This is a genomic window from Maribacter sp. HTCC2170 (assembly GCF_000153165.2).
In the GTDB taxonomy this organism is placed as follows: domain Bacteria; phylum Bacteroidota; class Bacteroidia; order Flavobacteriales; family Flavobacteriaceae; genus Maribacter_A.
Genome location: NC_014472.1, coordinates 1,266,913 through 1,289,934 on the forward strand (window position 1 = coordinate 1,266,913; position 23,022 = coordinate 1,289,934).

21 protein-coding genes and 1 tRNA gene are annotated in these 23,022 nt (G+C 38.1%); 10 read left to right on the forward strand and 12 right to left on the reverse strand.

Annotated elements, in window-relative coordinates; translation table 11 throughout:
* Positions 1–105 precede the first annotated feature (105 nt).
* A complete protein-coding gene (locus FB2170_RS05695) occupies positions 106–603 on the reverse strand; it encodes a hypothetical protein (protein WP_013305573.1) in 498 nt (165 codons plus the stop codon).
* 64 nt (positions 604–667) lie between these two features.
* Here FB2170_RS05695 and FB2170_RS05700 point away from each other — a divergent pair, with 64 nt between their 5' ends.
* The 10 genes from FB2170_RS05700 to FB2170_RS17165 all read left to right on the forward strand — a co-directional run bounded on the left by FB2170_RS05700 (position 668) and on the right by FB2170_RS17165 (position 13,654).
* Positions 668–1,609, forward strand: a complete 942-nt coding sequence (locus tag FB2170_RS05700; RefSeq protein ID WP_013305574.1) for an NAD-dependent epimerase/dehydratase family protein — start codon at positions 668–670, stop codon at positions 1,607–1,609.
* A 191-nt stretch (positions 1,610–1,800) separates the two neighbouring features.
* Positions 1,801–2,436 carry a (2Fe-2S)-binding protein gene (locus FB2170_RS05705; RefSeq protein ID WP_013305575.1) on the forward strand — a complete coding sequence of 212 codons (636 nt, stop codon included), beginning with the start codon at positions 1,801–1,803 and terminating at the stop codon, positions 2,434–2,436.
* A 1-nt stretch (position 2,437) separates the two neighbouring features.
* The gene (locus FB2170_RS05710) at positions 2,438–4,801 is read left to right on the forward strand and encodes a xanthine dehydrogenase family protein molybdopterin-binding subunit (protein ID WP_013305576.1); all 2,364 of its coding nucleotides are present in this window, start codon (positions 2,438–2,440) and stop codon (positions 4,799–4,801) included.
* Positions 4,794–5,810, forward strand: a complete 1,017-nt coding sequence (locus tag FB2170_RS05715; RefSeq protein WP_013305577.1) for an FAD binding domain-containing protein — start codon at positions 4,794–4,796, stop codon at positions 5,808–5,810. The genes FB2170_RS05710 and FB2170_RS05715 overlap by 8 nt, the downstream gene beginning before the upstream one ends.
* A gap of 2 nt (positions 5,811–5,812) precedes the next feature.
* Complete coding sequence (locus tag FB2170_RS05720; RefSeq protein WP_013305578.1) at positions 5,813–6,049, forward strand: hypothetical protein; 237 nt, start codon at positions 5,813–5,815, stop codon at positions 6,047–6,049.
* A gap of 53 nt (positions 6,050–6,102) precedes the next feature.
* Positions 6,103–6,831 carry a hypothetical protein gene (locus FB2170_RS05725; protein WP_013305579.1) on the forward strand — a complete coding sequence of 243 codons (729 nt, stop codon included), beginning with the start codon at positions 6,103–6,105 and terminating at the stop codon, positions 6,829–6,831.
* A gap of 135 nt (positions 6,832–6,966) precedes the next feature.
* Positions 6,967–9,861: a PSD1 and planctomycete cytochrome C domain-containing protein gene (locus FB2170_RS05730; RefSeq protein ID WP_237701162.1), complete on the forward strand. Its 2,895-nt coding sequence runs from the start codon at positions 6,967–6,969 to the stop codon at positions 9,859–9,861.
* A complete protein-coding gene (locus FB2170_RS05735) occupies positions 9,861–11,306 on the forward strand; it encodes a DUF1501 domain-containing protein (protein ID WP_049782638.1) in 1,446 nt (481 codons plus the stop codon). Before FB2170_RS05730 ends, FB2170_RS05735 begins: the two co-directional genes overlap by 1 nt.
* A gap of 17 nt (positions 11,307–11,323) precedes the next feature.
* The gene (locus FB2170_RS05740; RefSeq protein WP_013305583.1) at positions 11,324–12,235 is read left to right on the forward strand and encodes a hypothetical protein; all 912 of its coding nucleotides are present in this window, start codon (positions 11,324–11,326) and stop codon (positions 12,233–12,235) included.
* A gap of 12 nt (positions 12,236–12,247) precedes the next feature.
* A complete protein-coding gene (locus FB2170_RS17165; protein ID WP_013305584.1) occupies positions 12,248–13,654 on the forward strand; it encodes a c-type cytochrome domain-containing protein in 1,407 nt (468 codons plus the stop codon).
* Here FB2170_RS17165 and FB2170_RS05750 read toward each other — a convergent pair.
* From FB2170_RS05750 to FB2170_RS05800, 11 genes are all read right to left on the reverse strand, one after another.
* Positions 13,652–13,723, reverse strand: a tRNA-Arg gene (locus tag FB2170_RS05750). The two genes, FB2170_RS17165 and FB2170_RS05750, sit on opposite strands and share 3 nt — an antisense overlap.
* Before the next feature lie 65 nt (positions 13,724–13,788).
* Positions 13,789–14,607 carry an alpha/beta hydrolase gene (locus FB2170_RS05755; protein ID WP_041632688.1) on the reverse strand — a complete coding sequence of 273 codons (819 nt, stop codon included), beginning with the start codon at positions 14,605–14,607 and terminating at the stop codon, positions 13,789–13,791.
* A 6-nt stretch (positions 14,608–14,613) separates the two neighbouring features.
* The gene (locus tag FB2170_RS05760; RefSeq protein ID WP_013305586.1) at positions 14,614–15,195 is read right to left on the reverse strand and encodes a RidA family protein; all 582 of its coding nucleotides are present in this window, start codon (positions 15,193–15,195) and stop codon (positions 14,614–14,616) included.
* Positions 15,196–15,217: 22 nt separating this feature from the next.
* A complete protein-coding gene (locus tag FB2170_RS05765) occupies positions 15,218–16,432 on the reverse strand; it encodes an aminotransferase class V-fold PLP-dependent enzyme (protein WP_041632689.1) in 1,215 nt (404 codons plus the stop codon).
* 22 nt (positions 16,433–16,454) lie between these two features.
* Positions 16,455–16,928, reverse strand: coding sequence for a RidA family protein (locus tag FB2170_RS05770; protein WP_013305588.1), 474 nt, complete (start codon positions 16,926–16,928; stop codon positions 16,455–16,457).
* 38 nt (positions 16,929–16,966) lie between these two features.
* Positions 16,967–17,884, reverse strand: a complete 918-nt coding sequence (locus FB2170_RS05775; RefSeq protein ID WP_049782639.1) for an RraA family protein — start codon at positions 17,882–17,884, stop codon at positions 16,967–16,969.
* 10 nt (positions 17,885–17,894) lie between these two features.
* Positions 17,895–19,010, reverse strand: coding sequence for a bile acid:sodium symporter family protein (locus FB2170_RS05780; protein ID WP_013305590.1), 1,116 nt, complete (start codon positions 19,008–19,010; stop codon positions 17,895–17,897).
* A gap of 51 nt (positions 19,011–19,061) precedes the next feature.
* Positions 19,062–20,303 carry an amidohydrolase/deacetylase family metallohydrolase gene (locus FB2170_RS05785; RefSeq protein ID WP_041632690.1) on the reverse strand — a complete coding sequence of 414 codons (1,242 nt, stop codon included), beginning with the start codon at positions 20,301–20,303 and terminating at the stop codon, positions 19,062–19,064.
* Positions 20,304–20,625: 322 nt separating this feature from the next.
* Positions 20,626–21,267, reverse strand: a complete 642-nt coding sequence (locus FB2170_RS05790; protein ID WP_158306083.1) for a carbohydrate-binding family 9-like protein — start codon at positions 21,265–21,267, stop codon at positions 20,626–20,628.
* Positions 21,268–21,508: 241 nt separating this feature from the next.
* Positions 21,509–22,114, reverse strand: coding sequence for a hypothetical protein (locus FB2170_RS05795; RefSeq protein WP_013305594.1), 606 nt, complete (start codon positions 22,112–22,114; stop codon positions 21,509–21,511).
* Positions 22,115–22,261: 147 nt separating this feature from the next.
* Positions 22,262–22,492, reverse strand: coding sequence for a hypothetical protein (locus FB2170_RS05800; RefSeq protein WP_013305595.1), 231 nt, complete (start codon positions 22,490–22,492; stop codon positions 22,262–22,264).
* Positions 22,493–23,022 lie beyond the last annotated feature (530 nt).

Consider the following 23,022-nt stretch of genomic DNA (forward strand, 5'->3'; position numbering starts at 1 on the left):
ATTTTTAATGTTGTATTCCCAAAATACTCCAATAGATAAAATGAAAGAATCTGTATTGATGATTTTTTGAATAGCAAATTGAAAAACTAAGTCCAAATTGAAAAATTATTCTTCTTCCAAAATCAACTTAGTATCCAATACATTGTTCAAAACAATGCTGAACTGTTTTCGTTGAGCGTTATAAGCGTCGATCATTTCAATCACCGATTTTTCTGGATCCAAACGATAAATTAGATCTCCCTTGACTTTAAGCACATAGGTCTTGAATACTTTCTGGCGACTCTTAATTTGGGGCTTGTCAAATTCTTTAGGGTAACTTGATGCTTCGAGAAGTTTCTGTTCTTCGATAATATTTTCAACGGTCAAACTCAAGTCTTCTCTATTCACAGCATTGTAGATGGCATCAAAACTAACTTCCATCGCAATATACTCGGGCCACTCATTCAATATAGCCTCTACTTCGGAATTAACATTACGCTTATTTGGCCACTTTTCAGTAGACAATTCGTATCCAGAGGGGTCTTCAGTGGACTGCTCCTGAACCTTTTCGTTACAAGAAACAGCCATAAACAATAATACTCCGGCAATTAATAATTTACGCATAGGACGAATGTACAAATTTTAATAAAAGCTATATTTACCACTTAATTCATTTAACTTCATTTTAATGCAAAAATCGATATTGATAATTGGGGCATGCGGACAAATAGGTACTGAACTAACCTATGCCCTGCGCATGAAACACGGCAATGATATGGTCATTGCAAGTGACATCAGGGAGGGTAATAATGAATTAATGGATTCTGGCCCTTTTGAGCTTTTGGATGCTACCGATTACAACGCCCTGGAAGAAATCATCGCTTACTATGAAATCAGTGAGGTTTATTTGATGGCCGCCATGCTAAGTGCAACAGCCGAAAAGTTTCCAATGCGAGCTTGGGATTTGAACATGAATTCGCTTTTCAATGTATTGAACTTGGCCAAGGATAAGAAAATAGATAAGATTTTTTGGCCTTCTAGTATTGCGGTTTTCGGCCCCAATACTCCTAAGAACAGCACTCCACAAAGCACCATCATGGAGCCTTCAACAGTTTATGGTATTAGCAAGCAATCGGGTGAACGTTGGTGTGATTATTATCATAATAAATTTGGGGTAGATGTTCGTAGTATTCGTTACCCAGGGCTTATTAGCTGGAAAACTATGCCCGGGGGTGGAACAACTGATTACGCCGTAGAAATATATCATGAAGCACTCTCAAATAAATCCTATACCTGTTTTCTAAAGAAAGACACTAGGTTGCCCATGATGTTTATGGACGATGCGATTAAAGCCACAACCATGTTAATGGAAAGTGATTCAGGGAATGTTAAGATAAGATCCTCATACAACTTAGCAGCAATGAGTTTCACACCCAATGAAATTGCATCCAAAATTCAAAAACAAATACCGGAATTCAAGATTAGTTATGCTTCTGACTTTAGACAGGATATTGCCGATTCATGGCCCAGTAGCATTGATGATTCAAGAGCAAAAAAGGACTGGGGTTGGCAATCAGAATTTGATTTGGAAAAAACCACGATAGAGATGTTGAACAATCTATCGCGATAAGCTTAGAAGAATTACCTCAATATTTCTTTTTTTAATGTTCGCTCAATTGGTATATGGTAACTAATATGCCAGTATCATAATATTTAACATTATTCCCTCTTTTTAGCACATGTTATACTAGCTTTTTATCGAACATTTTAGTAACTTCCTAAGGCTTTTTTTAAAATATCCTAAACCCATAATATAATTGTATGGAAGAAAAAAAACAAGGGCCTGAATCCGACCCTGCAAAAGGAATAAGTCGACGAAGTTTTATAAGGGGCGCAGGACTGTCAACCGCAGGAAGCGTATTACTAACTACCAATGCACTTGCATTTGGAATTGAAGAAAAAGTTACCACTGGCAAAGCCTTTGGACCGGAGGCTACCACTATTCAAATAAAGGTCAACGGCAAGACCATGTCACTTAGTGCAGAACCAAGAACAACTTTAGCAGAAGCCTTAAGGAATGACTTGGAGCTCACGGGAACAAAAGTGGTTTGTGATAGGGGCTCTTGTTCTGCCTGTACCGTTTATTTAGATGGAAAACCTGTAAATTCCTGTATGATGTCGGTTTTCGATGTTGGCGACAAGGAAATCACAACCGTAGAAGGTATTGCAAAAAATGGTGAATTACATCCTGTACAGGAAGCTTTTATCGAGCATGATGCCACACAATGTGGCTATTGTACACCGGGAATGGTCATGTCCTGTGTGCATTTATTGGAAAACAATGCCAACCCTTCTTTGGAAGATGTAAAAAAAGCCACACGGGGTAACCTTTGCCGATGTGGAACCCAACCTCATGTCTTTAAGGCCACCTTAGCAGCAGCAAAAAAAACGATATAATATGGATACTAGAAAAGAAAAATTTCCGCATGGTATTCCTGGGCATAATCTCAGCCAAATTGAAAGGGAGATTCCCAATGAAGAGCCACCAGCATGGCCCATAAACGATAAATTGAAAATAATTGGAAAAAGGGTGAAGAGAATCGATGCCCTTGATAAAGTTACCGGAAAGGCCAAGTATACTTCAGACATGAAATTGCCGGGTATGCTGTATGCCAAAATGTTACGGTCAAACTACCCTCATGCGGTTATCAAATCCATCGATATAAGTAATGCAGAAAGACTCCCTGGGGTGCATGCTATTCATCTATTGCAAAACAACTCTAAAGAGGGGGAAGAAAGTAGCTTGGGTAAATACCCCGTGGTAAAATACGTAGGCCAACCTCTGGGGGGTGTTGCCGCAGAAAGTTTGGCCATAGCAAAAGATGCTATCTCCTTAATCAATGTGAACTATGAAAGAAAACCTTTTGTTATTGATATTGAAAAGGCGATGGAAATTGATGCCCCCATTGTTTTTGATGTACCCATTGAACAACAGGCAGATGGTGGAGATGTTGGCGAAGTACATGACGGTAGTAAAGGAAAGGGCAATGTAAGGGGGCCATCTACAAGTAGTTTTTTTGGTGGGCCTAGAGGTGATCTTGCAAAAGGTTTTGAAGAAGCGGACGTAGTTGTGGAAAAAACGTATCGCACACAAGTTCATACACATATGCCATTAGAGACGCATGGTGTCGTGGTCGATTGGCGAGCAGATGTAATGATGGTTTATGCATCTACACAAAACACTGCAGGTGTCAGAAATGAAATGGCAAGCATATTTGGGTTACCAAAAAGTAAGGTAAGGGTTGTTTGCGATTTCATGGGTGGTGGATTTGGCGCTAAACACAGCGCTGGGAGCTTTGGACCTATGGCTGCAAATCTTGCTAAAAAAACAGGACGTCCGGTATGGCTAATGTTAGACCGTCAAGAAGAACACATAGCCGAGGGGAACAGACCCAGTTCAATACAATACCTAAAAATCGGGGCTAAGAAGGATGGTACTTTGACAGGTATACAACAGCGCTCCCATGGCACAGCAGGAGTTGGACTAGGTGCTGGTGTAGGTCGAATTGCCCAAGTACTTTATCCTTGTCCAAATTTTGCCACCGAACAATATGATGTTTTGACCAATGCCGGGCCTGGAGCCGCTTGGCGGGCACCAGGAAATGTTCAAGGAGCGTTCGGATTGGAACAAGCAATCGATGAACTTGCGGAAAAATTAGATAAGGATCCATTAAAGTACAGAGATCTTATTGATGAAAGTGAAGTAAGAAAGGTAGAACGCCAGCGCGGAGCAAAACTCTTCGATTGGTCGAGGCGTAAGCCTGCCGGTAGTGATAAAGGCATTGTAAAGAAAGGGTTAGGTGTGGGTCAATCTACTTGGCCACGATTTGTAACCCTTGATTCCTCTGTGGAAGTCAAAATACATAATGATGGCGGGGTTGAGATACGGTCTAGTGTCCAGGATATAGGAACAGGTACAAAAACAATACTTGCCCAAGTAGTTGCAGAGGAACTGGGACTACAGGTAAAAGATATTAAGGTCAATATCGGAGATACCTTTTTCCCTGTCGGACCAGGTTCTGGGGGAAGTGTAGTAACAGGATCCATTACCCCCCCAACTCGTAATGCGGCTTTTGAGGCCAAAAAAGCGTTATTGAAATTGGTTGCCAAAAAATGGGAAACCGATTCATCAGTATTATTTATAGCTGATGGTCAGGTTGGTAGTAAAAAGGATGCCAAGTTGAAAATGTCATTTAAGGAAGCGACAAAATTGATGCGAACAAGTCAAATTAGTAAAACTGAAAGTCGTTCAGACGATTATGGTGGCTTTCAACAACCCTGGGGCTTGGCCTATGGGGATTTGGGATCTGTGCAATTTGCCGAAGTAAGTGTAAATACCGAAACCGGATTTGTGAAAGTAGACAAAATAGTAGCTGCGCACAGTTGCGGTAGGCCACTTAACATCGGTCAATTGGAAAGTCAAATCAATGGAGGGGTCATTCAAGGTGTTTCGTATGCGCTATATGAAAACAGAGTGATGGATAAAAAAACGGGACATATGATAAATGCGAACGTCGATCAGTACAAGACACCGTTTTCTATGGAAATCCCTGAAATCGAAACCATAGTCGTTGAAGAATATTCAGCGCGATCCTCAACGGATGCATATGGTATCGGAGAACCAGCGAATATTGCAACTGCGGCAGCGGTGGCCAATGCTGTCTATAATGCCATTGGGGTACGGATCCATGAAATACCCATTACCCCATCAAGCATTCTTAAAGCACTAAATAAAGTCCCTAAATTCGAAAGACATGAATAAATTTAGTTGGCACGAAGCCAAATCAGTCGAAGATGCACTTCAACAAGTGAATTCAACAGTATCCGAAGCCCTGTATAAGTCTACCGATAAACCAGTGATATTCAAATCAGGTGGTATTGATGTTTTTGATTGGATAAAAGAGGGTTTACTTAAACCCGAAAAAATTATAAATATCAGGAATATACCTGGCCTTGATAAGATTACCTATGATAAAAAGAAAGGGTTGAGTATAGGATCCAATGTTAGCCTGGCCGAAATAGGCTCAAATACAGAAATCAAAAGTCATTATTTAGCACTTCACGAAGCTGTACATCATGCCGCCACTCCGCAGCTACGGAATATGTCGACTTTGGGAGGCAATTTGGCCCAACGAAACCGTTGTTGGTATTTTCGTTCTACCGATCATGACTGTTTCCGTAAAGGAGGCTATCTATGTTTTGCACAGCACTCTGAAACCGGTGAAAATGAAAATCATGCCATAATTGATAATGGCTCTTGTGTAAGTATTCATGCTTCTTCAATAGCAACTGCCCTTATGGCATTTAATGCCAGTGTTGTTATAGTAAATGATGAAGGTGAAAAGAAAGAAGTGCCGATGGATGACTTCTTCGTTACAACAGGTAAGGATGTTTCCAAAGAAACCATTCTTCAATCCAAGGAGATCATAACAGAAATCATTGTTCCAGCACCTAGAAAAAACACAAAAAGTTCCTATATAAAACAAGTAGCCCGTGAATCTCATGATTGGTCCCTCGGAGATGTCGCTGTGGTAATGGAAGTTTCCGGGAATACATGCCGGTCGGCGAGTATTGTCCTAGGAGCTGCCGCTCCAACACCGTATCGTTCCATTCTGGCGCAAGAGGCAATTGAGAATAAGGCCATTAATAATGAGAATGCCCAATCTGCGGCTAAAGCAGCTATGTCGATAGCACGCCCACTTTCCAAAAATGGTTATAAAGTGCCTATGTTCAAGTCAATTATTAAACAAGCTATTTTAGAAAATTCATAGAGATGGGACAAAAAAAACCGGACAAAAATAATATCTGCAAATTTCTTCGTGCCCGAAATCCCTATGGGATGATGGAAGGAGGAGATCACCCATGGCTTTTATTGGACGATGCTAATACTATTTGCTGGTGTATCACTTCCTCAGGTGGTGTGGGTCCCGATAATGGTTTGGTATCCCCTTCACATTGTAGTACCAAAGGACGAAGTTGTTTTGTCTCGGAAGAATCAAACGACCAATAGAATATAAAGTTTCCAGATTATTTTTTAATATTCTGTACCAACAAACAACACTAATGAAAAAAATTTTACAATTTCGTTATTTATATTTAGCTCTGCTTTTTTTGGCAGGTTATACTTCTTACGCCCAGATACCATCTAATGTTTATCATTCTGAACTAGAAAAAGACGGGAGGGTTATTAAGCACGAGCTTAAACTGACTGGTAATTATATAATTCATACGATGTATGAGGAAAATCCAGCAAAGTTTATAAAAACCCTTGGCGGATTTTTTAAAGTTGAAGGAAACCATTTAAATGTTCAGTTGGAGTTTAATTCCAATTTTGCAAAGGACTCTGTGAGGCAATTGATAATACCTTTCAAAATAAACGGTTCTAATTTGATTCTTGAATTGAATTCGAAACTTGAGTTCAAACCCATAGAAGAAAGAAGTCAAGATTTAGACGGGCAATGGTTGTTCGGTACTCGTGGACCAGACAAGGGCCAAGAAAGAAGAGGCGATAGCAAACCTAGAAAGACTTTGAAATTTCTTCAAAATGGAAAATTTCAATGGATAGCATATCATACCGAAACCATGAAATTCTCCGGTACGGGAGGTGGTTCCTTCACTTCCAAAGATGGTGTTTACCAAGAAAACATAGAGTATTTTTCTCGTGACAATTCAAGGGTCGGTGCTCAGCTTAAATTTGATTTTGAGGTAAAAGAAAATGATTGGCATCACCAAGGCAATAATAGTAAGGGCGAGCCTATGTACGAGATTTGGATGCGAAGATCTTCCAAATAAAAAATACAATTAAACCGTCATTCCTGATTATTTCAGTATTGTCATTGGTCTAAAAAGAGAGCTTTACTATTTAGAGAAACCTTATATTTAGAAAAACCTAACAGTAAGTCCATGCCGTTTTTCCAAAAAAGGATAGTGTACATTGCATTTTTTGCTATATCAATTACATTCCTTTCATGTGGAGATTCTAACCAATACTCAGAACCACTTCCTAGAACCGTTGATTTCAATTTCCACATTCGACCTATTTTGGTGCAGAATTGCTATTTATGTCATGGTCCAGATCCAAGCAGTAGAAAAGCTGAATTAAGGCTTGATACATACGAAGGGGCTACAGCAAAGTTGAAAGATGGCGGTTATGCAATAATACCTGGAAAACCCTCAAAAAGTCAATTAATCTATCGTGTAAACCATAAGGAGGAGGACCAAATAATGCCTCCACCAGAAACCAATCATAAACTTACTGGTCGTGAAAAGGCACTTTTAGAAAAATGGATTGACCAAGGGGCAGAATGGAAAAAACACTGGGCTTTTATCACCCCTATAGAATCAAAACCCAATACTGAAAACAATAATTTAGATGCTTGGATCGATCAGCGTCTTATCGAGAAAAGCCTTGAAAAGGTACCCGAGGCAAATAAGAATTCCCTTATAAGAAGAGCCTCATTTCTTCTTACGGGACTTCCTCCTACTCCCAAAAAAATTGAGGAATTCCTTTCTGACGATTCTGAAGATGCCTATGAGAAGTTAGTTGATCATTACCTAAATTCCCCAGAATTTGGTGAGCGCTGGGCCAGACATTGGATGGATCTTGTTCGTTATGCAGAAACCAAAGGGCATGAATTTGATTATACCATCACAGGTGCCTGGAAATACCGTGACTACCTAATTAGGGCTTTTAATGATGATTTACCTTATGACCAATTGGTAAAAGAACATCTCGCTGGCGATTTACTAAAAACGCAACGTTATCAAAAAGAAACAGGGATATCAGAATCACAATTGGGCACTGTATTTTATACAATGGGAGAAGGTACTCATAGTCCTGTAGATATAAAACAGGATGAAGCAGATAGAATAGATAATATTATTGATGTTACGACAAAAACTTTTCAAGGGCTAACTGTCTCCTGCGCAAAATGCCATGATCACAAGTTCGACCCCATTTTGGCAGAAGATTATTATGGTCTTTATGGCATTATGGAAAGTACCAGGTTTTCACCTTTGTCCGGGGAACACTCTTTAAACAAAATTCAGACTATTAAGGAAATTGAGGGCATTGAGAAATATATGCAAAATATCATTTCTGACAAATGGGGAAAATCAGTTTTTCAAGAAGCCAAAAAAACGTCTCCAAAAACTGAGCCCACATCTCTTGAGTACAATGTAATTGGGGATTTCAGAAACTCTGATTTAGATGAATGGATATCAAACGGGGTCGCCTTTGGGGGAAAATCAACATTAGGAAAACCTGCCCTTAACAGAACAGGAAAATTAATTGGTCTTGAAGAAGGCAAAGCCTCCAGCAAATTCTATGACACAGAAATTTTCGGAATACTTAGGTCTAAAAATTTCATACTAGACCAAAATTTCATAGGGGTTAGAGCGAAAGGTAAGGAAAGTACAATTCGCATTATCATTGACAATTTTCAATTGATCCAAAACCCCATTTATGGGAACCTATCAAAAAATATAAACAACAACAATTGGGATAATTACGTATTTGACATTTCGCCTTGGAAAGGTCATAAGGCTTATATCGAAATTGTACCAGGAGGTTATGGCTCTCATAATTATAAACTTCCCAAAGGTGCTTTTGTCGAGGCACAATACGCTATTGCTTATAATGATACATGGCCAAATGATATAAAAAATCAAAATCCAGAAACACAAATTAGTGGCATAAATACCCTTTTAAGAACTGGGGGTTTAACGTCACTATTTCCTGAATTGATTTCCTCTTTAGATAGTATTCAATTATTGACAAAAAAATTAAAAGACAGTACATTCTATTATGGTGTCGTTGATGGTATTGGTGTAAACTCCCCTATTTTTAATCGAGGGAGTTATCAAGAACCTTCGGAAGATAGTATTCCAAGAAGTTTCTTATCTGCTTTACCCTTTGGAGACAAAGCCTTTAAATCCAGCGGAAGTGGAAGGTTAGAACTAGCAGATGCCATTGCGAACAATAAAAACCCTCTTACTTCTAGGGTTATGGTAAATCGTATTTGGCATCACCTTTTCGGTCGAGGTTTGGTTGAGACAGTTGATAATTTTGGATTACAAGGCAAGCTCCCTTCCCACCCTAAACTATTGGATCATTTGGCGGTCAAATTTCAAAACGAAGGTTGGTCGATCAAAAACATAATACGCTATATCGTTACTTCAGAAACCTTTAAAAGAACTACACAACGAGATAATTTATTGATTGATCAAGATCCCGAAAATATTTATTTGGCGTCATTTCCAATTCGGCGACTTGAAGCTGAAGCAATTCGTGACGGAATGCTAGCAGTTACTCAAAGCCTGGATTCAACACATTTTGGCCCGCCCGTGGCAACTTATCTTACAGATTTCATGCAGGGAAGAGGAAGACCCAAAACATCAGGACCTTTAGATGGAAATGGCCGAAGAAGTATATATATGGAAGTTAGGCGAAACTTTTTGGAACCAATGATGACAACATTTGATCGCCCTATTCCCTTTAGTACTTTTGGAAAACGCAATGTTTCCAATGTTCCTTCACAATCTTTGATTATCATGAACGACCCTTTTGTCGCTCAACAGGCAGAAGTCCTGGCAACAAAACTACTTGCTCAAAAAGATTTCTCATTTGAACAAAAAATTGAATGGATCTATATGCGTACATTTTCTAGATTACCATCAAAGACCGAAGTAACCAAGGCAAATGAGTTTATAATAACCTTAAGGCAAATAAAATCCGATACCGAATTAGATGATGAAGTTTTGATTTGGAAAGAATTTTGTCATAGCCTATTCAATTTAAAAGAATTTATATACCTGATATAATGAGCAAGTATCACAATTTTATGCGACGACCACTTTCACGTCGCGAAATGTTGGGAATATGTAAAGGGGGGTTTGGCTCTTTAGCATTTATGGGTCTGTTTGGTGCTCTGCCCTTTGGTTGTGAGCGACCTAAAAACCTTGCATCTGACTCAACACTATATTTAGGGCCACATTATTTGCCAAAAGCAAAAAACGTCATCTTTCTTTATATGGATGGTGGAGTCTCGCAGGTAGATTCTTTTGACCCCAAACCAAGACTGGCAAAAGAGAATGGTGAGGATCCCCGCGCCAAGTTCAAAGTTGATGCCACACAATTTGATAATGTGGGCAAAATTTTGAAAAGTCCATGGGAATTTGAGCAGTACGGAGAATGTGGCATGCCGGTTAGTGACCTCTTTCCGCATATTGCTTCGTGTGCAGACGATATTGCCTTGATTAGATCAATGGTGTCAAATTTTCCAGAACATACGAATGCAAATTATTTTCTTCACACAGGAAGCGGAATTCAAGGAAGACCAAGTATGGGTTCTTGGCTGACCTATGGTCTTGGAAGTGAAAACAAAAATATACCCGGATATGTAGTGCTCGATGGTGGGCTTATTCCACCGGGTGGGCTAGATAACTTTAAAAATGGATTTTTACCAGCTTCTTATCAAGCATCTATTTTAAAGGCAGGTGCTGAACCCGTGGCCAATATTAAGCCTCGGGAGACCATTCAAAATCTTCAAGAGGAAAAATTAGGGTTCATTAAGCAATTGGATGAAACCCTTATTGGCAAAATGGGAGAAGTAGATGCCGTAGAATCGGCAATTTCTAACTATGAACTCGCCTATAAAATGCAATCCTCAATTCCCGAATTAACTGAGTTTAAAGAAGAATCGAAAGCAACAAAAAAATTATACGGCATGGATTCTGACGACCCCCACACTAGAGGTTATGCTGCGCAGTGTTTGCTTGCCAGAAGATTGGTAGAGCGTGGAGTTCGGTTTATAGAACTTACCTGTCCCAATGTTGGAGCAGATAGATGGGATCAGCATAGTAACCTTAAAAGTGGCCATGAAGCAAATGCCCATGCTGTTGACCAACCCATAGCAGGGCTTTTAAAAGATCTTAAATCTAGAGGTTTGTTAGAAGAAACTCTGGTGGTATGGACCGGCGAATTTGGAAGAACACCTTTTGCGCAAGGTTCTGACGGTCGGGACCACAACCCTTCAGCATTCAGCATGTGGCTGGCAGGAGCCGGGATCAAAGGAGGAACCATATTTGGAAGAACAGATGATTATGGATATCGCGTTATAGAAAACGAAGTGACAGTACACGACCTTCATGCCACAATACTACATTTATTGGGTATAAACCACGAACAACTTACCTTCCGATTTGGCGGTAGGGATATGCGCTTGACAGATGTACACGGCCATATTATAAAAGATATTTTAGCTTAATTCAACACATGCACTTTATGAAACTATTTTCAAAAGCTCTTTTATTATTAATGTTACCACTAGCGCTTTTCGGTCAAAAAAGCCAACAGGACACTAAACATTCCTTTTTTATTGCAGGACCACAATTTACCGGTGTCATAGGTGAAGAGAACCAAGTAATATGGGATTCTCAAAAACCCGGAGCTAGGGATGGCTATGTACTTAAAAATGGTAACGTTCTAATTTGTTGGGCCGACGAAGTCCGCGAATATGATTCAAATAAAAAAGTAATCTTCAACTATCATCGAAAAGAAGAATCAATGGAATTGGGCACGGCTATCCGGCTTCGAAATGGCAATACGATGATAACGGAATCTGGGAACAATCCAAGAATCATCGAAGTAAATAAGAAAGGTGTTATAGTTGAAACAGTGCCTCTCTTACCAGAAACAGATAATGTTCATATGCAGACACGAATGGCTCGTAAACTTAAAAATGGAAATTACCTTGTTCCCCATTTATTGGCTTTTACCGTTAAAGAATATACCCCACAAGGAAAAGTCATTCAAGAGTTCAAAACAGATGTTTCTAGTTTAGGTGGCAGGGAAGCTGAAAACTGGCCTTTTACTGCAATTCGACTAAAAAATGGAAACACCTTGATCACATTGACCCATGGAAACAAAGTTGTAGAAATGGATGCCGCTGGAAATATAGTTTGGAAAATTTCCAATGAAGATTTTAAAGGCAACCCATTAGTGGATCCCTGCGGAGCCCAAAGGTTACCAAATGGGAATACTGTGATTGCCAGTTATGGCGCAAGAAATGGAATAAAACTAATTGAGGTTGATAGAACAAAAAATGTAATATGGAAATATGAGGGAAACAATGCTCATCATTTTCAAATATTAACTACTAGTGGAAAACCTGTTAAAGGAAAACCGTTGAAATAAACTAGTACAAAAATGAGTTTTCTTATAAACAGCGGAATGGGTGAAAATCTTCCTGATATTATCACTTTTTTTGGCAGATTCCATCCAATTGTAGTTCATCTTCCCATTGGCTTTCTGCTACTTGCGATTTTAGCTCAGTTTTCTACCAAATGGCCAAAGTTCAGCCCTCTTAAAGCCTTTGTTTCACATTTATGGGGTTTGGGAGCGTTAAGTGCTCTTCTAGCAGTGGTTTTTGGCTATATGTTATCGCTTAGTGGAGATTACGATGAAGAAACTTTGTTTTTACATAAATGGAGTGGAGTTGTAGTTCTAATAACTTCGTTATTGATGTTCTTTCTTTCAAAGAAATACGAAAACTTTAATAAAATAATCCTTTCTGGGCTTGTTGTATTTCTATTTGGGACGTTGACTTATACGGGACATTTAGGTGGTAATCTTACACATGGGTCCACCTATTTGCTTGAATATGCGCCAAACCCTGTAAGAGAATTGGCTGGTCTCCCTCCAAAGGCAATACCACGAAAAAAGGTTACCACATTAGATTCTGCAGATGTTTTTCTTGACATTGTCCAACCAATTCTAGACAAAAAATGCGTTAGCTGTCATAATGATAGTAAGAAGAAAGGTGACCTGCTATTAACATCTCATCAATTAATTATAAAAGGTGGTGAAAATGGAGATATTGTTATTCCTGGCAATACAGAATCAAGCGAACTTTTTAGAAGAATCACATTGCCTGAAGAACATAAAGAGTTTATGCCTACAGAAGGCAAAAGACCATTATCAGAAACCGAGGTAGAGCTTTTGGAATGGTGGATTGAGCATGGCGCACTATCAAATGGCATAGTGACTCAACTGAACCCTGAAAAAGAAACTTTAGCTACCATTAATAGTTATTTGGGTCTAGACAAGAACAATATATTTAATAAAGTGGTTCTTCCTCCAAAAAAAGAATTGTTGGATTCTCTAAAACAAAGTGGTTTTGTTTTTAATCGACTCATGAGAGACAACCACTATTTAGAGGCCAACTTTAGTCTAAGTGAAAATGCAATTTCAAATTCAATTATTGATTCGCTTCTTCAACTAAAGGATCAATTGGTATGGTTGAATTTAAGTAATGTAAATCTAAAAGATGCCCACCTGCAAAAAATAGGGGAACTTGAGAATCTTGTAAAGCTTGACCTCAGCAGAAATGCTATATCAGATAATGGAATTGAGCACCTTTCCAAATTAATAAACCTTGAATCCTTAAACTTGTATAATACTCAAGTTTCAGAAAAGGTATTTGACATTGTTTCGAAAATGACTCGCTTGAAGACGATTTACCTATGGAATACAAAAGTGAACGACTCCGTTTTGAAGCAATATCAATCCGAAAACAAAACGCTAAAAGTAATTTTCGAAAGAGATAGTTTGTGACCCCGGCAAGAATCGAACTTGCATCTAAAGTTTAGGAAACTTCTATTCTATCCATTGAACTACGGGGCCAATTTTCCTTCGATAAAAAGAAAACAAAAATATGGTTTTTTAGCCAATGTGAAAAAATGGTGAGCTTATATTTTATTGGATTTTCTCTTAATAAAATCCAACAAAAGTGGAATAGCCGGATATACCATATTGTGACCATACCCATCCAATTCCATTAGTTCAATATCTGGGTGTTGTACTACCTTCATCATTCTATAGAAATAGGCGTTCTCCTCATACCTGCCTAAAAGTTCCTTTTTTCGATTACCAGTAATTAATAACATAGGTGGAGAATCTTTTCGAACATGAAATAATGGGGCATATTCATCAATAATTGGTTGTTTTCCATCTATTCCACGCTCTTTACGCACCGTGAAATGAGTAATAGTGTGTCCACTAAATGGAATAGAACCAGCAATACTATCGGCATCAACGCCATATTTTCCCAAATAACTTTTATCCATTGTCAACATACTTGCCAAATAGCCTCCTGCTGAGTGACCACTAACAAAAACTTTGTTTGGGTCGCCATTATAGTTTGAAATATTATTAATCGTCCATGCCACGGCGGCGGCGGCGTCTTCAATATAGACAGGGTTCTTTACCTTGGGGTGTAATCTATAATTGACAGAAACTACAATAACTCCTTTCTCCTTCAGACCTTCAGGAATATTTTTGGATCCAAACTCTAACCCTCCGCCATGAAACCAAACAACTGTAGACACATTTAAAGTGTCCTTAGGAAAATACACATCAAGTTTACAGCGGTCTTTTAAATAAGCATCCTTCTCTTGAACCTCTTGACTGTAGTATGCTAAGTTTTCGTCAAATTGATAGTCACTTTGTGCTAATGAAGGTATTGCGCTTAAAAAAACGTACACCAACATCAGAATAATATTTCTCATAAAAAATTAGTCCTCAAAAATTTCAACAATCATTTCTATTTCAACCGCAATATTACTGGGCAAAGACCCCATACCTACAGCAGCACGTGCATGTTTTCCTCGCTCACCAAAAACTTCTACCATTAAATCAGAATACCCATTGACCACTTTAGGGTGATCTTTAAAATCAGGAATGGAATTTACCATGCCTTTTACTTTGACAATACGCTTGACCTTGTTAAGGTTTCCGAGCTCAGCTTTAAGTACAGATAGTTGATTTACCCCAGTTAACCTAGCCGCTTCATATCCCTGTTCTATGGTTAAATCCGCTCCCAATTTTCCAGTAATATTTTGCCCGTCTACTTTGCGGGGTCCTTTCCCTGCCAAAAAAATAAGGTTCCCTGTTCGTACAGCATTTACATAGTTGGCCACAGGAGCGGAGGGGGTACTTAATTCTAATCCCAATTCCTGTAATTTAGCTTCCGGGTTATAACTTGCTTCTGCCCTTTCAATAAGGTCTTCTTCCGTATCAATGTCATGTTTCTTTTCTTGTTCAAAGTTACAGGACATTAAAACCAAAAAAATAAATCCTAAAAATATCTTTCCCATGAATTCTTAATTTATGTATTAATTATGCGCTGGCTAAAATCTCTTTAACCCTTTGGGCTACAATTCTTTCCTGACCTGGTTCCATCATCCAGGTAGTTATTCCTACTGTTTCTTTATTCCCCACAGTTTCAATTGAGGGGTGACCTTCGCGAAGTTCTTTACGCATGTCATCTTTCGATATTTTAACGATATCCTCATTCCAACGAATTCGAAGACTTGGAACATGATTTGCATGTGGGGGTACATGAATCTCAGTCTCGACGCCTTTGACAGAACGGGCACTGTCGCTAATCAATTTTATTTGGCTTTCCCAAAGTTTCCATTCCTTTTCATGATCACGTGCTAAATAAAGCTCCAATGCCACCATCATCCCCAATACCTCCTCTTTATTAACTTTCATTCCTCTCGCAATAGTTGTTCCTCTTGGTGGTGTATGTAAACGAGCTGCCTCTATGAAATTGCGATTACCCAACAACAACCCTGCACTTTGTGGTCCTCGAATACCCTTGCCACCTGAAAATGCTACCAAGTCAAAACCCAATTTGGTGAATTTGAATAGATTCTCAACTGGTGGAACGTCGGCAGCACAATCAATAAATGTAGGTATACCATGTTTCTTAGCCAATGCTATAAATTCCTCCCATTTTATTTCACCCTGTTCAGTGTTGGCGTTCAAAAACCAAAGCAGCGCTGTTTTCTTATTTATGGCCTTCTCTAATTCTTTTGCTGTGGTCACCTGGACAATCTTAGCTCCCGTATTTGTTAAAGCATGGGTGTATCCTATATCATGTGCTTTTTGCACGATGACCTCATTTTTAAGTCCCGTGGTATCCGGAAGTTGAGCTACTTTCTTCTCATCCTTACCACACATTATTCCTGCTAATCCAATTGTCATGGCTCCAAATGCCCCTGAGGAAACCGTTGCATATTCACAATTTAAAAGTTGCGCAATACGCTCGCCCACTTTGTCATGAAGTTCATCTAGATTTACATATTCCGTTGCACCATAAGTAATGGCAGAGGTAACTTCTTTATGCATCAGAGACCCAGTCATAGAAGTATATGTACCTGCAGCATTAATAAATGTTCGTAATCCCAATTCCTTAAAAAAATCTCTTGCCAAAGGTATTGAAGAAGATTTTTCAATGGCTTTCGCAGATAACAAACTTGGGGCCATAATTCCACTAACTAGTGGGAGTGTCGATAATGTTTTTAGTGCTTTTCTTCTACTGCTCATGATTTTTGTTTTATTGAGTTAATTAGTCCACTGCCGCAATACAGTCCATTTCAACTAGTGATTTTCCTGGCACACCACCATAGGTAGCAACAGTGGTACGTACAGGTGGGTTTTTACCAAAACGACCTCTGAAGACTTCGTTCATTCCATGATAATCTGCTAAATCGGCCAAATACACATTTACCTTTAACACCTGCTCCATAGATGACCCATTTCTTTCAAGTTCTTTTTGTAGCTCCTGCAATACTATCTCCGTATGCGCCTTAATCTCATAAGGCTCAACATGAGCACCTTTTCCAGCAATATAAAGAGTGTTACCATGTTTTACGGCACCAGAAAAAAGAGGTATGTTTTGATCGTTAGTTATTTCGCCAACTACTTCTTTTTTGACTTTAGATTTAGTATTCATACCATTTACTGATCCAACACCAAAAAGTGCAGCTAGTCCCATTCCAATTTTTTTGAAGGTTGCCCTTCTAGTTGTTGTACTTTCCATTTACTTTAAATTTTAATAACAGATTTATATTTACTTTCTTACCATGTTCGTTTTTTTAATAATTCCTGTATCTGTTCTTTCGGAACTGGTAATACATCGATATGTTTTGTAAGCCATTTTGAGAAGTCTTTCTCAATTTCGTCTGTCCATTTATTATCTATTTGCCCAGGAGTGTATTTACCTTCCTTCAATCTTCCAATACCGAATAAATCACGCAGTTTTACCACTTCGGAAGTAACAACAACTTTTTCTGCAAGATGTGCAGGGATAAAAACCACCCCTTCTTTCTTTCCTAGGATAATATCTCCAGGTAAAACTGTGGCCGCCCCAATGCGAATGGGGTCATTTATGCTAAGTAACATAACCTCAGTTAAAAAAGATGGATGCCACCCTCTTACAAATGCATTGAACCCCTTAATCTTGGAAAGTCCGGCCATATCTCTACTAGAAGCATTGAACACCACACCTGTTTTTGATTTAGCGTAAATAGAGTTACCCAAATTATCACCTATTAATGTACCATCCACTATTTTTCCAAAACCATCAGCGACATAAACATCATTTTCTTGGAGCATATCTATTGGCCATGAATTGGTGTTCCCAATTTGACCTTCTTGCATACCCCTTTTCTTTATTTGCGCTGATACATCAGGACGATTGGGCATATACTGAACCGTAAGTGCTCGTCCTACTACTGGGACATCGTCATGCAATGGCTTCCAACCTCCTTCAAACTGGTTATGGTATCCTTCATTTCGTAAAACTCCCCATGCTTCTTCAATAGAAACTTCTTTCATTCTCAATAAAATATCGTCGGCTACCTTAGGTCTCCCATCAGCAAATCTTTCACCCTCCCATTGTGAGGTAAGAAATATTATCTGTTCCTTTGGTGTGGTTTGAGCGGTAGCAAAGTCACAAGCTAAAATCAGTATAATTACAAGTTTTAATATCTTCATTGAATTACATTTAATTATTATTTTCAATTTCTTTTGGGGAAGATTTTGCTTTTTTATTTGGGTCCCTGTCTCTCCACCAAGTTGCTAAAGAAGAACCTGAAATATTCATCCAAGGACCAAAAACTGCTGGTGCCAATCCAATAGTAGATACTTTGCCCATTTCCAAGGCAATTCCTGAAGCCAGTCCTCCATTTTGCATGCCAACTTCCAAGGCTATAGTCCTACAATCCTGTTCGTTCATCTTTAATATCCTACATCCCCAATACCCCAAAAAATAGCCGGCTGCATTGTGGATTATTGCGGCAATAATCAGAAATATACCAATCGAAAGCAAACTATCTCTTCCGGCTGCGGTAATTATCATTATTATAAATGCTATACCCGCCATTGAAACTATGGGCATAGCTTTATCCAACCATTTGGCTTTGCCATGAAAAAAATAATTGAATGCCAACCCTACTATTATAGGTAAGATAACGATTTTAACAATGCTGAACATCATTCCCAAGAAGTCTATAGGCACAAACTCTCCAGCAAATAACTCCATTAGCAACGGAGTCATCAGAGGTGCTAAAAGAGTTGACACAGCAGTTAAAGTAACAGATAATGCCAAATTTGCCTTCGCCAAATAGGCCATAACATTAGATGCTAATCCACTTGGTGAAGAGCCTATCAAAACCACTCCGGCCGCAATCTCTGCTGGAAAATTGAACATAGTGGCAATTGCAAACCCTAAAACCGGCATTATAGTAAACTGGCAAGTTAATCCTACCAATACCCCCTTGGGCATTTTAACCACGCCAAGAAAGTCTTTAGCACTCATCGCTGTTCCCATTCCAAACATAATAATCTGGAGCAATGGAACTATAAGTGATTTTAATTGAAAGTCTCCAACCTTTTGTAAATAAGACGGGTAAAACATGGCTATCGTTACCGCGGCAAAAATCAATATTGTAAACGAGAATCCCTTAAATGTTTTATGGCCCCTGACAGCCAACGCCAAAAAAAGAAAAAAGAAGACAAGTAGAGGGCCTACTTGACTTCCGTAATCCACTAAGTACATTGCAATTGCAGCTATAAGACAAATTACTGAAACAATCAACAATGTTTTATAAGGTCCTTTCATATTTTTAAAATATAAGATTTCATCTTTATTTGTTTGCTAAGTATAATATCGTTATTCATTCCACACTGGGGCAGATATCCCATTTAAATCGTAAACGACCTTCCCTTCTCTTATGGTCAACTCACATTCCAATTTCTTGTCACCTTTCATCTTTTTCCCTCGAGTATCAATAAAACCAAATTCACCTTTTCTTAATTTAAGAACAGTCAAATCGGCCACAGCACCAACCGATAAATGACCCAAATCTGGGCGTTTAATAATATTGGCCGGATTCCAGGTAACCGAAGCAATTACCTCATCAATAGGCATGTTCATATTAAGAAATTTGGACATTATGTTTACAATATCCTTCATTCCACCATTCATACTTCCTGTATGCAGATCCGTACTAATTGAGTTTGGTTTAAACCCTTGTTTCATTGCTGGTATTGCTTGTTCAAATAAGAAACTACCACCACCATGACCAACGTCAAATATGATTCCACGCTCTTGAGCTCTAAAGGCAAAATCATGGACTTTACCATTTTCATCAACTATAGGTATTCGGCCATTTACTTGCGCGTAGGCATGGGTAAAAATATCACCGGGTCTTAATTTTTCCATAAAAAGTTTCTCAATAGATAATTCTGGGTTACTACCTCCAAAATCTATCATTACCGGAATATTGGCGAGCTTCCCTGCCTCAACAACACGATCAGTAGGGGTCCAATCAAAACCGCTATAATGGGCCAACTTTACACCAACTATGATTCCAGGATATTGTTTGGCTACCAAAGCGGTGAGTTTGGAATTCATATCTTCCAAATTTTGTTCAATGACCCCCCCTTTCATTCCAGATCCAACTATATTCAAGAAGGACAATACACGCGTTTTAGATCGATCAATTGTCTGTTCTTTGAAAGTTCTGAAATTTTTCCAGCCTGCACCACCAACATCAACAATAGTGGTAACCCCGCTACGAAATGAAAAACCATCAGGAGGCAAAGCCGTAAAACTATTACTTAAATAGGCATTAGGCTCAGTACCATGAAAGTTATGGCTGTGAATATCTATGAGTCCTGGACAAACCAATAATCCTTTGCCGTTTATAACCGTTGATGCTTGGTTTGTAGAAATGTTTCTCTCTACTTTAGCGATTTTCCCATCTTTGATGGCCACATCAAATACCCCATTTAAACTGTTTTTTGAATCAATGACCGTTCCTCCTTTTATGAGAACATCAATCTCCTGAGCGTCTCCCATGAAAGAGACAAATAATACTAATATGAACAGAATGATACTTTTTTTCATCATGATTATCTTAATTAGTGACAGATTTAATTGGTTCGATGAGGGTGTTATTCTCTACTTGTTCCTTTCTTATTTTTTTTATTTTCAACAGGGATTGTAGTGGAGGCATCATTGCCAAAATTGATTCCGATATAGATCTTATAAAATTCTCCTTATTTCGTAATCAATTTAGCTGTAATTACCGCAAAAGAAGGTCTTATTAAGTAAAGTTTCTACTGCTTTAAAACAATCCATTTTGACAATATGTGCTCGTGCACATCTTTAATTTTGTAATAATGTACTTAATTTTTTTATGCTTTAGAAATTAAAGAAAGTATTTTATGTGTTATTCGAACATCAGATTTCCAAAATACCCGGGTTGGTGAAAGTCAGGTCTTTCAGTACCGACGGGGTTCCAACTCAGATAATGCGGTTTAGAAGTTTGATCTCCACATTTATAAAAATTGGCATTAGCCTTTAGTCCCTTAAGTTTTAAACCATCTTCATGCACAAAGACCTCCACAGGTATAATTATTGTTAGTTCCCACGAATACTCCCCTGTTCTCTCTTCAAAAGGAAGGTTGCCGAGTGAAGATTCGATTTGAATTTTGTTTTCGATTAAATGAGGATCGATGAATTGTCGATTCCCTCTATTTGGCCCATAAGCAAGGTGAGTAGTGCCTATGCAATTAAACTCAAAATTATAATAATTGCCATTCTGTTGTGGATCTATAAAAAACTCAACACAACTATCCTTGTGTGTGGCACTATTCGTCTCTGTTCTTTGAGCGAGAATATGTTCTTCTTGGACGTAGAACTTCAACCATATTTGATCGTTGTTATGAGCTATTTTAAAACGAACCGTGGGTTCATAAGGAAATTCTTGCCAGTTAATTAGATCAACACTTTGAAATTCAATTTTGTTATTCAAAATATCTGATACTTCTTGGGTACTTACATCTGTTGAAACATCAATCTCTTTAACCATAAGAACCTTATTAGTAGTGTCCATTCTGTTACAGGCAGATAGGCATATGCCAATTAGTAGTATTTTGAAAGTTCTTGTGAAGAACATATTTAAATTTTTCACTTCATTCTAAATATACAAAATTCATAGAGGCATAAAAAAAAGGGATAACCGAAATCTCTTTCTAATTATCCCTTAAGGGGGAACGTAACAAACACAACCCTTACTTTTTAAATATCAAAAAACGAATACCTCCCAATTGTCATTTATTTACTTTTGGGTTTTTCAAAGCAACTATGCTCGACATATCGAACCCAGAAAAATCGTTTAAATAATTAGAAAGTTTGGTCCCGAAGACATCTTCAACATTTAACTGCCCATTTGACCTCAAATATTTTTTTACGTTTCCCGCACCAGCTAAATGGGCTGCAGCCAATATTCCGGACTCAGTAATTTTTATCTTATTAATTGTCTTTCCAATACTTTTTTTAATCTCTCTTCTTAGTATCCATTTGTTTCTTTTCAAGTTCAGATGAAATACTTCTTCCTGTAATTTAGGGGAGCTCAAAAACATAATTTGATTGTTTACCCCCATTAGGTTCAATGTTTCAATTCCAAATTGATATTTACCTAGATACCCTAAATCATTGGTAGCAAAATAATCGCCGCTTGATTCTTTAAAAGCCATAGCCTCTTTGAAACCAATATAGCCCTTTCCCAAAAATGGAACTGGAAAATTTAAAGGCAAATCACAATACGAATCGCGTTCCAATACGATTGTATCTGGCTCAATAATCTCTACCTGTTCCTGAATAACTCCATTCTCATTTGTGCCAAATCCCACACTTAGGAGAATACCGAAAAACATACATACAGTATAATAATTCCTCATGACCCTACGTCAACACATTATTCAAAATCTGTAGTATAATTAAAATCCCAAACAGAATTAAAAAACCGTAACCATTTTCTTTTCTTTTCATATCAATCGATTATTGACAACGTTTCTCAAAATTTACTTCTTACTGGGTACGAAACCATATCTTTTTTCTAACCTTTCTATCGTACAATCAACCACATCCTTGGATTTATACAAATCACCACTCAATGCTGATCCTATGAACAACTCATCGTCCCGATTTTCCGAACCAAAACCACCAATCTTAAGAGTGGTATCGCTTGTATTTAACCCTAAATAATCATTAGTGAATTTTTTAAGACGGATAAGTTTAAAATCTAAAGGCATATATATTCTAAATGTTCAGGAGTGAAAACTCTTCTCTTTATTTCATCACTAACTATTAAAAAAAGGCCCTGTAAACAGGGCCTTTAAACCAACCAAACTAATTAAAACCTAAATTACTCTTAATTATTATCAAAACCCTGGCTGGTTTTTTCACCTCATTAGAATTGCCAATCATATTCTAATGGATCCAACAGATAATTAATGGTTAGTGTTAGCATAGCTAATTACCTGTCTATTATTTTCTTGTTTTTATTCTGGAAAACCAATTGCCCAGTTTTGATTTATTCTTTTTTTTTTAGCAATTGATCTCTCAATTTTTGATCAGAACTTGGCCCTGGAATCATCTTCTTTTTTAGTCGGGTTTTAGGAATAATAATGTACAATGTGTATATAAAAACAAGTACGCTTATTATGAAAAGGATGTCTACTAAAAAATTGAAATTCATAAGTGCCTCTCTTAATCGTTCAGGGCATTTGTTTCTATTAAACCCTAATACTTTGTAAATCTAACACGTGAGTGTCAACAGGAA